A 14,062-nucleotide genomic window follows, 5' to 3' on the forward strand; every position below is an offset into this window, starting at 1 on the left:
TGTTTATCCGGCGAGAACGGCCAGCAGCAGAAGTGCGACGATATTGGTGATCTTGATCGCCGGGTTGACGGCGGGGCCGGCGGTATCCTTGTAGGGATCGCCGACGGTATCGCCGGTGACGGAGGCCTTGTGCGCATCCGAACCCTTCATGTGACGCACGCCGTCCTTGTCGACAAAACCGTCCTCGAAGCTCTTCTTGGCATTGTCCCATGCGCCACCGCCCGATGTCATCGAGATGGCGACGAAGAGGCCGTTGATGATGACGCCGAGCAGCGATGCGCCGAGGGCGGCAAAGGCGGAGGCCTTGGAGCCGGAGATGAGAAGCACGCCGAAATAGACGACGATCGGCGCCAGCACCGGCAGCAGCGACGGCACGATCATCTCGCGGATGGCGGCCTTGGTCAGAAGGTCGACCGCCCTGCCGTAATCCGGCTTTTCCGTGCCCTGCATGATGCCGGGCTTTTCCTTGAACTGACGGCGGACTTCCTCGACGATCGCGCCGGCCGCACGGCCGACGGCGGTCATCGCGATGCCGCCGAAGAGGTAGGGAATGAGACCTCCGAAGATCAATCCCGCCACTACATAAGGGTTGGAAAGATCGAAGGAAATTTCGCCGATACCGGCGAAATAAGGGAACTTGTCGCCATTCGCCGCAAAATATTTGAGGTCGTAGGAGTAGGCAGCGAAGAGAACCAGTGCGCCGAGACCGGCAGAACCGATGGCGTAGCCCTTGGTCACGGCCTTGGTCGTATTGCCGACGGCATCGAGCGCATCGGTGGATTTGCGCACCTCCGGCGGCAGATGCGCCATTTCGGCGATACCGCCGGCATTGTCCGTCACCGGTCCGAACGCGTCGAGCGCGACGATCATTCCGGCGATGCCGAGCATGGCCGTGACGGCAATGCCGGTGCCGAACAGGCCGCCGAGCTGGTAGGTGGCGAGAATGCCGCCAACGATGACGATCGCCGGCAGTGCCGTCGATTCCAGTGAAACGGCCAGGCCCTGGATGACGTTGGTGCCGTGACCGGTGACAGAGGCCTGAGCGATCGAAACGACCGGGCGCTTGCCCGTGCCGGTATAATATTCAGTGATCACGACGATCAGTGCGGTGACGACGAGGCCGATGATGCCGCAGAAGAAGAGGTTCGCGCCTGATATGTCGGCGCCTCCGACGGAGCCGATCGATCCCCAGCCGATGGTGAGCGAGGTGGCAGCGCCAAGACCGACGATCGACAGCAGGCCGGTGACGATGAGGCCCTTGTAGAGAGCGCCCATGATCGAGCCGTTCGAGCCGAGCTTGACGAAGAAGGTGCCGATGATCGAGGTGATGATGCAGGCACCGCAGATTGCCAGCGGATAGACCATCGCAGACTGGAGGATCGGCGCGCCGGCAAAGAAGATCGCGGCGAGAACCATGGTGGCGACGACCGAGACCGCATAGGTCTCGAAAAGGTCGGCCGCCATACCGGCGCAGTCGCCGACATTGTCGCCGACATTATCGGCGATCGTTGCCGGGTTGCGCGGATCGTCTTCGGGAATGCCGGCTTCCACCTTGCCGACGAGATCGCCGCCGACATCGGCGCCCTTGGTGAAGATGCCGCCGCCAAGACGGGCGAATATCGAGATCAGTGACGCGCCGAAGCCGAGCGCCACCAGCGCATCGATGACTTCGCGCGAGCCGCTCTCATGGCCGAGCCCGACGGTCAAGATCGTATAATAGATGGAGACGCCGAGCAGCGCCAGGCCAGCCACCAGCATGCCGGTGATCGCACCCGACTTGAAGGCGATGTCGAGGCCGGCGGAAAGGCTGACGGAAGCCGCCTGAGCGGTGCGCACATTGGCGCGGACGGAGACGTGCATGCCGATGAAACCAGCAGCACCTGATAGTACGGCGCCAATCAGAAAGCCGATCGCGGCCTCGCCGGAAAGAAGCAGCCAGGCTAAAATGAAAACAACAACGCCGACAATGGCAATGGTTCTGTACTGGCGCGTCAGATAGGCTTGCGCACCCTCGCGGATATAGCCCGCGATCTCCTGCATGCGGCTGTTGCCCTGATCGGCGGCAAGCACCGACCGGGTTGCCCAGGCGGCATAAACCACCGAGAGCAGACCGCATGCGATTACGCATAAAAGAATCGTCATTTCGCTCTTTCCTCCCATAGGCCGGAGCTCACTCCTTCTCCGGCAAATACGCCGCCGAATCGCCTTCCTCTCCACAGAAATGCCACAGCTAAGCGGTGCGGAGATTGCTTGGTCGATCACGTGGCGTCAAGACCGCAACGGGCGAAAACCATTGCGGTACGAAGAAAGACGTAGGGGGATTGTTTGGCGGCTAAAGACTTATTTCTTCGCCTCGCCGCGAACCTGCTTTGCGATGCGGTCGAGCACGGCGTTGACGAGCTTCGGCTCGTCGTCATCGAAGAACGCCTGGGCGATCTCGACATATTCGGTGACGATGACCGCCACCGGAACGTCCTTGCGGTCGGTGATCTCGAAAACGCCGGCGCGCAGGATGGCGCGCACTGTGCTGTCGAGGCGCGACAAGGCCCAATCATCCTGCAGAGCTGCGGCAATCAGCGGATCGAGGCGGACCTGATCGCGCACGACACCGGAGACGATGGAACGGAACCAGGCGGCATCGGCTTTCAGATAAGTCTCGCCATCGATTTCCTGACCAAGACGGTGCGCCTCGTATTCAGCCACGATCTCCAGAACGCCCGTGCCGCCGACATCCATCTGATACAGTGCCTGAACGGCAGCAAGACGGGCAGCGCCCCGCTGGTTCGCAGTCTTGACCGGCCGTTCCGTCTTGTCGTCGTTCATTCGTTATGCACCCAGTTTCTGCTTCAGCTCGATCATGGTCAGAGCTGCACGAGCGGCAAATCCGCCCTTGTCCTTTTCCGAGCGGCGCACGCGCGCCCAAGCCTGCTCGTCGTTTTCGACGGTCAGGATGCCATTGCCGATGGCAAGGGACTCGCTGACCGCAAGATCCATCAAGGCACGCGAGGATTCGTTCGACACGATATCGAAGTGATAGGTCTCGCCGCGAATGACCATGCCAAGGGCGACATAGCCGTCATAATGCGTTCCGCCATTGTCGTCTCCATCGAGCGACATGGCAATCGCCGCCGGAATTTCCAGTGCGCCGGGAACGGTGACGACCTCGAAGGTGGCGCCGGCCTCCGTCAATGCGAAGGTCGCGCCTTCGAGCAGGGCGTCGGCCATGTCGTCGTAGAAGCGGGCCTCAACGATCAAAATATGGGGAGCGGTCTCTCTCGACATGGTTCACCTTCGGTTGGCGGGACATTTACCCGCTCGGCAGCCCGCGGTCAAAACATGCCTTCGTCCGAATGGCAAGCAATTTCGCCCGATGCCGCAATGGGAAAGAGGAAATATCTGCAAGGGGATAGCCGCGCCCTGTATGCACGGCTGGGCAGGCCTCTGAAATCAGCTTTCCCGGACGCCTGGAAAGCGGCAATTCGAAGGCAGTTTTCATGAACAATTCTTAATGGATTTTCAGTGGCTTAACCCATTGAATCGCGAATGGGAGAACGCCAATTCCATGTCGTGACGCAGACGATCCCCTGCAACGACAGCCGACCGTCTAAGCAGATGAAAGGATACAAATCATGCACCGCGTTCTCACCATCACTATCGCTGCAACCCTCTCCTCCCTCGCCTTTGCCGGCGTCAGCCGGGCCGAAAGCCTTGGGATGAACACCCCTCAAGGCATCGAGCAGACGCTCAGGAGCTACCAGGGCAATGACTTCAATGTCCAGGAGGTTTACAACTGGCGCAACTTCGACGACGAGACGAGCGGCCCACACTCCGCACCGCAACGCTCCGGCCAGGCTATCCGCGGCATCCAGGCCTCGATCGACGCCAACAAGTCGCTTGCCCACCGGCTCAACAATGAGGGTGTCAATATTCGCAATGTCGTCAATGCCGAGCAGGCGGCCGATGGGAGCTTCACCTTCTACGTTCGTTGACGGCTCCAGCGCATACCCCGAAAATCGGATCGATTTTTGGGCTATGCGTGGGATTGGAAGCGATAGAGCGTCTTAGCGTATTGCACGCTCGGCGCTCAAAGCATGGGCGGCGGGCTCCTCTCCGCCCATGCCGGGGATTTCCGAGATAAGCATTGAATTTTCCGGCGCGATGATAGTTTCTCCTCCTGCAACAGGAGGACCATCATGACGACGGAAGCAAAAGCGGTGATCAATACCGCCGATCTCAAGCTCGACCACTGGACACAGGGCGAGCTCTATGAGAGCACCGACACCTCTTTCGGCGCGCTTCTCGGCCTGGCCGGTCTGGGCGTCAGCTACAACGAGGTACCGCCCGGCAAATCGAGCTGCCCCTTCCACAATCACCATGTCGAAGACGAGCTTTTCTATGTGATCGCAGGCGCCGGCGAATACCGCTTCGGCGATGCGCGCCATGCGATCAAGGCGGGCGACGTGCTCGGCGCGCCGGCGGGCGGACCGGAAACGGCGCACCAGATCATCAACACCGGCACGGCCACACTCGTCTATCTCGGCATCTCGACCATGGCGAAGACCGAGATCGTCGAATATCCCGATTCCGGAAAGTTCCTTGCCAAGACGAATAGAGACGGTACAGAAGCCAGGCGCTTCCGCCACATCGGGCGGCCGGAAGGCGACCTCGACTATTGGGACGGCGAGCCCGGCGCCTGAGGACGTGTTTTTTCACAAGGACCCATCGTGATCGATATTCCGACCCTCGAAACGGCGCGTCTGACGCTTCGCCCTCACCGCCTCGACGATTTCGACGCGCATGCGGCGCTGTGGGCGGACGAGGATGTCGTGCGCTTCATCACCGGCGCGCCATCGACGCGCGAGCAGAGCTGGAGCCGCATGCTGCGCGTTGCCGGCATGTGGCACCATATGGGCTTCGGCTTTCTCTCGATCGTAGAAAAGGAGAGCGGCCGCTTCATCGGCGAAGCAGGTTTCCTCGAAGCCCGCCGCGAGATGGAACCGTCGATCGAGGGGACGATGGAGCTCGGCTGGGCGCTGATGCCTTCAGCACATGGCCGCGGTTATGCCACCGAGGCGCTGACCGTCCTGATCGGCTGGGCGGAAACGCACTTCCCGGGAAAATCGATGAGCTGCATCATCAGCCCCGAGAACCAGGCCTCGCTGCGGGTCGCAGCCAAGCTCGGCTTCCGCGAGACGGCGCGCACGCAGTACAACGGCGAGATCATTCAGTTTTCGCGGTAGGGAATTCCACCAAGCGGGCAACATGGCGCGCGCCATTGCGGGCTTGCTGACATTTGCCGATATCGCCAACAGCAACAGCAAGTTTAAGCAAAAGGATATCGACGACCTCAGCTTGCGGCACCCGACTTCATCCCCGGATGGGTCCGGACTTCGCACCTGCTACGCGCAAGGAACGCGCTTTAGAGTCGTCACCTGACAAGAGGCAGAAACGCTTAGAAATACTGACGTCCGCTACCTTGGCACAAGTAGGCATTGACGGGCGAGCTGCGTGGTAATTACAGCCGGCAGAAACTCCCCATCCATAAGAGGCTGATCACAAATATGACCATTTTCATTGTTTGCCATAAGGATTTGCCGAGCTATCCTCCTCCCGAGGGCGCGAAAATCATATGGCTCAATTCTAAACCTCCTTTGGAAAACAAGGGAATGGATGTTATTGCCGGTTATGATTTTTTCAGCGAGCCGGAGGTGCTTCACGCGAAATTGTCAGGATCGCTGGGAACGCTAGTCGTCGCAAAAGTCGTTTCTGAAGAAACTGTAAAACCTCGCAACATTACCATCTGGCAGTATCGTAAATTTTTAACAAGACTAAAAATCGGAACGCCGTATCCCGAATATCCCGGCATGAATATAGCAACTTCAGAAGAAGTAGAAATCACAAGACCAGAAAATCCGGCGATTTTTTCAGAGGGTTTCTTTCTGCCTCGTCCATTGAATCTACATAACATATCGTATCACTATGCAGGCTGCCACAATATTGTTGACTTTTTCAGATATACGGCGTTTTCAGTCGAAGCAAATACTTTAACGCAAGCCGAAGCTTTGCATTTTTTTAATTCCGGCACTCTCGTTCCTGGAGGTATTGAGCTCGGCACATATCCGACGGACTGGTGGCTGGATACTTTTGTGCGCCTTGTGGCGCCGTCTCTTGAATTTGCGAAACGATATCAACCGTTTCAAGCCGAAGATCCCGTGCAGAAACGTGCGATCTCATTTTGCCAGGAGCGTCTGGGAAGCTATCTTCTAATCAAGCGGTTGGCCGAGCTCTATGGCAACAACCTGCCTGGGTTCTTGTTCGGAGATATGGCTACCGTATCAAATGATGGTGTCTATAAAACCGGCGTATAAACCGAGGTAATCCCAAACGTAGTATCGCAAGTCTTTGCGATACTGGCAGCAGAAGCGGCTGAGCGAGCAAAGCTGGCTAGAGAAAACTGACCTCGGATAGGTCGAGCTCCTGCAATCCCTCCAGGCTGACCAGCGAAAGTCCTGGAAACAGTGTGGCGCAAGCTTCACATCCAATAGTCGATACCCAAACCAGCCCGAATGCCGTTTCGTGAATCGCGGAGACGGCGGCCATGCACGAAGGACGATGCCTTGACGATCAATCAGCCCATTCCCGCTCTGCCGGCCGGTCTTCCTGATCTGGCGCTTCTCACGGAAAAAGCTGCCGGCACGGGGTCCGTCATTATCTACCAGCCTTATCTCGGCCCTTCGGAGCGCAGCCAGCTCGACGCGGCTGCCGTACCGCTCGACATCTCATTCAACACGCAGGCTGCGACCCGCGAATACGAGCTCTTCCGCATCCTGCATGCGCATCACGAGGCGATCGGCCTCGGCGAGGACGTGTTCTGGGGACTGCTGTCCAGCAAATTCGAGGTGAAGTCGGTGACGAGCTTCCCATCCTTCGTTACCGAGGCGGAAAAGGCCAGGGCGGAAGGTGCGGACGCCTATCTCTACAATCCGCTGATCGGCCACGCCGCGATCTACAGCAACGTCTGGGAGCATTCGCTGCTTGGCGGCCGTCCAGGCATGGAGCCGATCTTCCTCCATATCCAGCAGCTCGGCTATCCGATCGCGCCGCCGCAAGACAAAACCGCCTTCATGTTCTGCAACTATTTCTGCGGCAACAGGAAGTTCTGGTCCGGATATTTCGCCTTTTGCGAACGCATTCTGGAATCGCTGGAAAATGAAGGGCGCCGCGGCACGCCAGCGGGCATTGCCTATGCCGGTTCGGCGCAGTATTCACGCGACGCCAACGCGACGATGCGCCCCTTCGTGATCGAGCGTCTGCTCGGGCTCTATGTCCAGCAGGCTGCCGCCTCCGGATTGAAGATCGCCGCCTTCGTGCCGGCGCCTGCCGATTTCGAGTGGAAGTTCGGTGTCCGCCTCGGCCGGATGCTGCATGGTCTCTTCACCGCCAAGGAAGCTTTTCTTCAGAGCCCCGACGAGGCCCACTTGGCCTCTTGGCAGGATGGCCGCCAACCACTGATCAAGCAGCCGCACCTTATCTGGTTCGCCGATGATCCGCCGGCCTGGATGCCGCGCGGCCAGTTCACGGGTGGCCGCGAACTGATGCGTGCCTATGCTCCGCAGGCTTCCGGCGCCTCCCCGGCGCCGCAGCCGGCTGTGCGTACCGAGATCCCCGCCGCCCAGAAGATCGAGCAGCCGCCTCGCGACACATTGCAGCCCTTTGCCGGTGGATGGCAGGCCCACAAGGATCGCCATTGTATCTGGATCGTGACGCCTCCCAACTACAACCACAGCCACGCCTTCGACGAGGTTGCGCTCGGTCTGCAGGGCGCCTTCCATGAGCTGGGCGGTTCTGCGCCGATCGTCAGAGACATGACCGAGTTCGCGGACCGTGCGCCGATCATTTATGGCGGCAACCTGCTTCCGGCCGAAATCGTCGGCCATCTGCCGAAGGACAGCGTCATCATCAATCTCGAGCAGGTGTCCGAAGAAAGCATCTGGATCAATTCGCGCTATATGTCGATCCTGAGGGCGATGCCGGTGCTCGACTACAGCCCGCGCAACCGCGAAAACCTTGCCGCCAAGGGTATCGATCACGCCGGTGTGCTCGAAATCGGTTACAACAGTTGCCTGAGCCAGATCCAGCACGCCATCGTCAAGGATATAGACGTGCTCTTCTATGGCTCGATGAACGAGCGCCGCCACCACATCCTGAAGACGCTCGAACAGGGCGGGCTCAAGGTCGCGCATCTCTTCAACATCTATGGTGCGGAACGCGATGCGGCGATTGCCCGCGCCAAGATCGTCATAAACATCCATCATTATGCGAGCGGCGTCTTCGAGATCGTCCGCATTTCCTATCTGCTTGCCAATCGCGTTTGCGTGCTGACGGAAGGCGACATCCGCGATCCGGACCTCCAGCCCTTCATCGGCGGCTTGGCAATTGAGCCCTATGACGACATGATCGAGCGCTGCTACAAGCTGATCGCAGATGCCGACGAGCGCGATGCCATTGCCGCGAAGGGCCTCGCGGCCATGCAGAGCCGCTCGCAGGCGGACATGCTGATGAGCGTCATGAGGGCGGGCGCTTGATAAAAGCCGCAAAAAGGTAAGTCATGCGTATTGAGACCACGGCCATCGAGGGCATCGTTGCGATCACGCCGCCACGCTTCGGCGATCACCGCGGCTACTTCTCCGAGGTATTCAAGGATGCCTGGTTCCGGGAAAATGTGGCCGACGTCACGTTCATCCAGGACAATGAATCGCTTTCGGCGCAGACCGGCACCGTCCGGGGGCTGCATTTCCAGATACCACCCTTTGCACAGGGCAAGCTGGTGCGCTGCCTTGCCGGCCGGATCATGGATGTCGTCGTCGATATCCGCGAGGAATCACCGAGCTTCGGCAAATGGCTCTCTCAGGAGCTCTCGTCGGAAAATGGCATGCAGCTCTGGGTACCGGCCGGTTTCGCACACGGATTCGCAACGCTCGAGCCGAACAGCGTCATCAGCTACAAGGTAACCGCACCCTACAGCCCGCAGCATGATCGGGGCATCGCGTGGAACGATCCGGCGATCGGTATCCGCTGGCCCTTCTATGAGAGAGACATGGTATTGTCCGACAAGGACAAGACGCTGCCGCGGCTCGCCGATCTGCCAGGCCATTTTTCCTGTTCAGCACAGCAACCCAGGGATTGATCGACGATGCGCATACTGGTCACGGGCGGAGCGGGCTTCATCGGATCGGCATTGGTGCGCCATCTCGTCAGCAAGATCGGCGCCGAGGTGCTGAATGTCGACACGCTGACCTATGCCGGCAATCTGGCGTCACTGAAATCCGTCGAAGCGGCGCCGAACTATCAATTCCTGCAGGCCGACATCTGCGACCGCGCCGGGATGCAGGAAGCATTCGCGTCCTTCCGCCCTGATATCGTCATGCATCTCGCGGCCGAGAGCCATGTCGACCGCTCGATCTCGGGCGCAGCCGATTTCATTCAGACCAACATCGTCGGCACATTCAGGCTGCTGGATACCGCACGGCACTATTGGGATGAGCTTGACGCTCGCCGCAAGAGTGCCTTCCGCTTTCTGCATGTCTCGACAGACGAGGTCTACGGCTCGCTCGGCGACGAGGGCCTCTTCGAGGAGACGACGCCTTACGATCCGTCCTCGCCCTACTCTGCCTCCAAGGCCGCCAGCGACCATCTGGCGATCGCCTGGCACCGAACCTACGGCCTGCCCGTCGTCGTCTCCAATTGCTCCAACAACTACGGCCCGTTCCATTTCCCCGAAAAGCTCATTCCGCTAATGATCCTGAACGCACTGGAGGGCAAGCCTCTTCCGGTTTACGGCAATGGCGCGAATATCCGCGACTGGCTCTATGTCGAAGACCACGCCCGCGCGCTCTTCACGATCGCTTCCCGGGGCCGGCTCGGCGAGAAATACAACGTCGGCGGCCGCAACGAGCGCAGGAACATCGATGTCGTTCATCGCATCTGCGCCATTCTCGACGGCGTCTACCAAGACAACGGACCGTATGCGCGTCTGATCACCAACGTCACGGATCGCCCCGGACACGACGCACGCTATGCGATCGACGCCTCGAAACTCGAAAGCGAGCTCGGCTGGAAGGCACAGGAAACCTTCGAGACTGGCATCGAAAAGACCGTGCACTGGTACTTGGAAAACGAATGGTGGTGGAGGCCGCTGCGCGAAAACGTCTACTCCGGCGAACGCCTCGGCGTTTTCAAGGGACGATAATCGATGCGCATTGCCGTCACCGGCAAACAGGGCCAGGTCGTTCAGTCGCTGCTCAGACGTGGCGCCGAAACGGGCGTCGAAATCAGCGCGGTCGGGCGCCCGGAAATGGACCTTGCGGATCCCGCGAGTATCGCAGCCGCCTTCTCGGCTCTGCGCCCGGATGTGATCGTCTCGGCCGCCGCCTATACGGCGGTCGACAAGGCCGAGAGCGAACCTGAGCTTGCTTTTTCCGTCAACGCAGCAGGCGCCGGGGCGGTTGCCGAGGCTGCCGCGCGGATCGGGGTCCCGGTTATCCACATTTCGACCGACTACGTCTTCAGCGGCGACAAGGCCTCCGCCTATTCCGAAGAGGATGCGACGGCGCCGATCTCCGTCTACGGGCGTTCGAAGCTCGCGGGCGAGAAGGCCGTCGCGGCGGCGAACCCGAACCACGTCATCTTGCGCACCTGCTGGGTCTATTCGCCCTTTGGCGCCAATTTCCTGAAAACGATGCTGCGGCTCTCCGAGACGCGCGATCATCTCAGCGTTGTCGCCGATCAGACAGGATGCCCGACCTCGGCACTCGACATCGCCGACGCGATTCTTGCGATCGCAACCCGTGTTGTAACGGACCCTGCGCCATCGCTCCGCGGCACCTTTCACCTGACCGGCAGCGGCGAAGCAAGTTGGGCTGATTTCGCCGAAGAGATATTCGCGGAGCTTGCTAAATCCGGCGGCAGAACCGTCGGCGTCGAGCGCATCCCGACAGCGGACTATCCGACACCGGCGAAGCGTCCCGCCAATTCACGTCTCAACGGCGACAAGCTCGCCAGAACATATGGAATCCGGCTGCCGGACTGGAAGCAGTCTATGAAGATTGTCATGCGAGACTTTTGAATAAAGGTCTCTAGGGAGATGGGCATGAAGGGGATTATTCTCGCCGGCGGCACGGGCACGCGTCTGCATCCGATCACGCAGGCCGTTTCGAAACAGTTGATGCCGGTCTACGACAAGCCGATGATCTACTATCCGCTGACGACGCTCATGCTCGCCGGCATCAGGGAGTTGTTGATCATCACTACGCCTCACGACGTCGAAGCCTTCAAGCGCCTTCTCGGCGACGGCTCGCAATGGGGAATTTCGCTGACCTATGCCGCACAGCCGAGCCCGGACGGCCTCGCCCAGGCCTTCATCATCGGCGCCGACTTCCTGCATGGCGACAGCTCGGCACTCGTTCTCGGCGACAACATCTTCTACGGGCACGGGCTGCCGGAAATCATGAAATCCGGCACGAGCCGGCGGGAAGGCGCGACAGTATTCGCCTATCACGTCACCGATCCGGAACGCTATGGCGTTGTCGGCTTTGACAAAAAGATGAATGCGCTGTCGATCGAGGAGAAGCCGAAGAAGCCAAAATCGAACTGGGCGGTGACCGGCCTCTATTTCTACGACCAGCAGGTGGTCGATATCGCCGCCAACCTGAAGCCGTCACCGCGCGGCGAATTGGAAATCACCGATGTCAACCGCACCTATCTCGAGCGCGGCCAGCTTTTCGTGGAGCTGATGGGCCGGGGCTATGCCTGGCTCGACACCGGCACGCCGGACAGCCTGCTCGATGCCGCAGGTTTCGTCAGCACGCTGGAGAAACGCCAGGGCTTCAAGATCGCCTGCCCCGAAGAGGTCGCCTGGCGCATGGGTTACATCTCGCAGGACGACCTCGCCAAGCTCGCGGAGAAGCTCGGCAAGAGCGCCTACGGCCAGTATCTGACGAAGCTGTCCCCGGATTGGTGAGCTATTGGGCCGCGCCGCGTCACAGACGTACAGTTGGATGCATCGACGAGCGCCTGAGGATGTTTCGCGCCCAGCATGCCAGTCGTGGTGTGACCGTGGAAACCGTTACAGGTTTTTGGTTCAGGTGCTCGGGAATTCCGCCAGCCGAGCGGCGTAACGCGCCATGGTGTCGACTTCGAAATTGACGAAATCGCCGGTCTTGCGATTGCCCCAGGTAGTGACCTCGAGCGTGTGGCGGATGAGCAGCACGTCGAAATCCGTGCCATCGACGGCATTGACCGTCAGCGAGGTGCCGTCGAGTGCGATCGAACCCTTGGGGGCGACGAATTTCGCCAGATGTTCGGGCGCGCGCAGGCGATAGCGCGTGGCGTCGCCCTCTGCTGTCACCGAGAGGATTTCCGCTTTGCCGTCGACATGGCCGGAAACGATGTGGCCGCCGAGTTCATCGCCGATCTTCAGCGACCGTTCGAGATTGATGCGGCTGCCCTCCTGCCAGGCACCGATCGTCGTCAGCCGCAACGCCTCTTCCCAGGCCTCGACCTCGAACCAGCGCCCATTGCTGCCCTCCTGCGGCAGGCCGGTGACGGTGAGGCAGATGCCGGAGTGAGAGATGGATGCGCCCATATCGATGGTCGCCGGGTCGTAACTCGTCGCAACGCGGAGCTTGATGCCCTCCTTCAGCGGCGAAACGGATTCGATCGTACCGATATCGGTGACTATTCCGGTGAACATCAAAGCCCCCTTTCGTATTCGTCCAGGCGATCTTCGCCGAACATCAGCGTGCCCGTATTGGCAAAACCCGATGGTATGTCGGTTGCATCAAGCGGGGATTCAATACCACGCTCGCCGATGACAACAGGCGCCTGATAAAGCTGGATGCGGTCGACGAGGCCAGCTTCGAGGAAAAGCCGTGCCGTCTTTGCACCGCCCTCGACCAGGAGCGAGGAAATACCGCGCGTCGCGAGTGCCGGCAACAGGACTTCCGGATGATAGGGATTGCAATGGACGACCTCGACGCCGGCGGCTTCGAGGGCTGCGCGGCGGGAGTCCATGTCGGTGGCGTCGGCGGGTAGGTTACCCCCCTCTGCCCTGCCGGGTATCTCCCCCACAAGGGGGGAGATCGGATCGGGGTTAGCCCCTTGCCCTACGTCTTGCCTCGAGGCGAAACCATCTTGATCGGAAGCTGGGGAATTCGGATCGCGCCTCCTGCCGATCTCCCCCCTTGTGGGGGAGATGCCCGGCAGGGCAGAGGGGGGTAAACCCTCCGCCTCCAACAACGATGCTTCCTCACCCGCCACCACGATGACCGGCACCTCCCGCGCCGTCTCGACGAGCTTGCTGGTCAGCGGCAATGCCAGAAAGGGATCGAGCACGATGCGGATCGGCGACTGGGCTTCGAGACCAGATGTCCGTACCGTCAGCAGCGGATCATCCGCAATCGCGGTACCGATGCCGACAAGGATCGCATCGGTTTCGGCACGCAGCGCCTGCACCTGGGCGCGGGCGAGCGGGCCGGTGATTGCCACCTGCCCCTCCCCTTGACGGCCGATCATGCCGTCGGCGGAAACGGCAAGCTTGAGAGTCACATAGGGCCGGTTCTTCGTCTGGCGGGTGAGATAGGCGGCAAGCGAGTGCCTGCCTTCAGCCTCCAGCACGCCGGTATCCACCGCTATGCCGGCTTCGCGCAGCATGGCGATGCCGCGGCCCGAAACCCGCGGATCGGGATCGGTGACGCTGATCACGACGCGGGCGACGCCATAGGCGATCAGCGCCTCGGAACAGGGCGGCGTCCTGCCGTGGTGCGAGCAGGGTTCGAGTGTCACATAGGCGGTGGCGCCGCGGGCGAGCGCGCCGGCTTCAGCGAGTGCCTGCGTCTCGGCATGCGGGCGGCCGCCAAGGGCGGTCACGGCACGGCCGACGATAACGCCGTCCCTGACGATCAGGCAGCCGACGGAGGGGTTGGTGGCGGTGCGGCCAAGATGCCAGCGCGACAGGCGGATCGCCGCCGCCATGAAACGTTCGTCATGCGGCGTGATGCTCATG

The 14,062-nt window shown here is 60.5% G+C and carries 13 protein-coding genes and 1 pseudogene; 9 read left to right on the forward strand and 5 right to left on the reverse strand.

Features of this window, described 5'->3' with window-relative positions:
* Positions 1–3 precede the first annotated feature (3 nt).
* From FFM53_RS04825 to ribH, 3 genes are all read right to left on the reverse strand, one after another.
* Positions 4–2,142, reverse strand: coding sequence for a sodium-translocating pyrophosphatase (locus FFM53_RS04825; protein WP_138328303.1), 2,139 nt, complete (start codon positions 2,140–2,142; stop codon positions 4–6).
* A 198-nt stretch (positions 2,143–2,340) separates the two neighbouring features.
* Positions 2,341–2,823 (reverse strand): transcription antitermination factor NusB, encoded by a 483-nt coding sequence (gene nusB, locus FFM53_RS04830; protein WP_003547217.1) that lies wholly within the window; start codon positions 2,821–2,823, stop codon positions 2,341–2,343.
* Positions 2,824–2,826: 3 nt separating this feature from the next.
* Positions 2,827–3,282, reverse strand: a complete 456-nt coding sequence (gene ribH / locus FFM53_RS04835; RefSeq protein ID WP_064653893.1) for a 6,7-dimethyl-8-ribityllumazine synthase — start codon at positions 3,280–3,282, stop codon at positions 2,827–2,829.
* A 347-nt stretch (positions 3,283–3,629) separates the two neighbouring features.
* On the opposite strand from ribH, the gene FFM53_RS04840 reads away from it, so the two are divergent.
* The 9 genes and pseudogenes from FFM53_RS04840 (at position 3,630) to rfbA (ending at position 12,019) form a co-directional block, all read left to right on the forward strand.
* Positions 3,630–3,989, forward strand: coding sequence for a hypothetical protein (locus FFM53_RS04840; RefSeq protein ID WP_072638854.1), 360 nt, complete (start codon positions 3,630–3,632; stop codon positions 3,987–3,989).
* A 204-nt stretch (positions 3,990–4,193) separates the two neighbouring features.
* Positions 4,194–4,697 (forward strand): cupin domain-containing protein, encoded by a 504-nt coding sequence (locus FFM53_RS04845; protein WP_138387586.1) that lies wholly within the window; start codon positions 4,194–4,196, stop codon positions 4,695–4,697.
* A 27-nt stretch (positions 4,698–4,724) separates the two neighbouring features.
* Positions 4,725–5,240, forward strand: coding sequence for a GNAT family N-acetyltransferase (locus FFM53_RS04850; protein ID WP_138387587.1), 516 nt, complete (start codon positions 4,725–4,727; stop codon positions 5,238–5,240).
* Between the two features lie 321 nt (positions 5,241–5,561).
* On the forward strand, positions 5,562–6,368 hold the full coding sequence (locus FFM53_RS04855) for a hypothetical protein (protein WP_138387588.1): 807 nt from the start codon (positions 5,562–5,564) through the stop codon (positions 6,366–6,368).
* 249 nt (positions 6,369–6,617) lie between these two features.
* On the forward strand, positions 6,618–8,585 hold the full coding sequence (locus FFM53_RS04860) for a CgeB family protein (protein WP_138387589.1): 1,968 nt from the start codon (positions 6,618–6,620) through the stop codon (positions 8,583–8,585).
* 23 nt (positions 8,586–8,608) lie between these two features.
* On the forward strand, positions 8,609–9,187 hold the full coding sequence (gene rfbC, locus FFM53_RS04865; RefSeq protein WP_138387590.1) for a dTDP-4-dehydrorhamnose 3,5-epimerase: 579 nt from the start codon (positions 8,609–8,611) through the stop codon (positions 9,185–9,187).
* 6 nt (positions 9,188–9,193) lie between these two features.
* Positions 9,194–10,249 (forward strand): dTDP-glucose 4,6-dehydratase, encoded by a 1,056-nt coding sequence (gene rfbB, locus FFM53_RS04870; RefSeq protein ID WP_138387591.1) that lies wholly within the window; start codon positions 9,194–9,196, stop codon positions 10,247–10,249.
* Positions 10,250–10,252: 3 nt separating this feature from the next.
* Positions 10,253–11,139, forward strand: a pseudogene (gene rfbD / locus FFM53_RS04875) (dTDP-4-dehydrorhamnose reductase).
* Between the two features lie 10 nt (positions 11,140–11,149).
* Positions 11,150–12,019, forward strand: coding sequence for a glucose-1-phosphate thymidylyltransferase RfbA (rfbA, locus tag FFM53_RS04880; protein ID WP_138387593.1), 870 nt, complete (start codon positions 11,150–11,152; stop codon positions 12,017–12,019).
* A 120-nt stretch (positions 12,020–12,139) separates the two neighbouring features.
* On the opposite strand, the gene FFM53_RS04885 is transcribed toward rfbA, so the two are convergent.
* Positions 12,140–12,751 (reverse strand): riboflavin synthase, encoded by a 612-nt coding sequence (locus FFM53_RS04885; protein WP_138387594.1) that lies wholly within the window; start codon positions 12,749–12,751, stop codon positions 12,140–12,142.
* Positions 12,751–14,061, reverse strand: coding sequence for a bifunctional diaminohydroxyphosphoribosylaminopyrimidine deaminase/5-amino-6-(5-phosphoribosylamino)uracil reductase RibD (gene ribD, locus FFM53_RS04890; protein ID WP_138387595.1), 1,311 nt, complete (start codon positions 14,059–14,061; stop codon positions 12,751–12,753). Before ribD ends, FFM53_RS04885 begins: the two co-directional genes overlap by 1 nt.
* Position 14,062 lies beyond the last annotated feature (1 nt).

Origin of the sequence: Rhizobium indicum (genome assembly GCF_005862305.2) — a bacterium.
GTDB lineage: Bacteria > Pseudomonadota > Alphaproteobacteria > Rhizobiales > Rhizobiaceae > Rhizobium > Rhizobium indicum.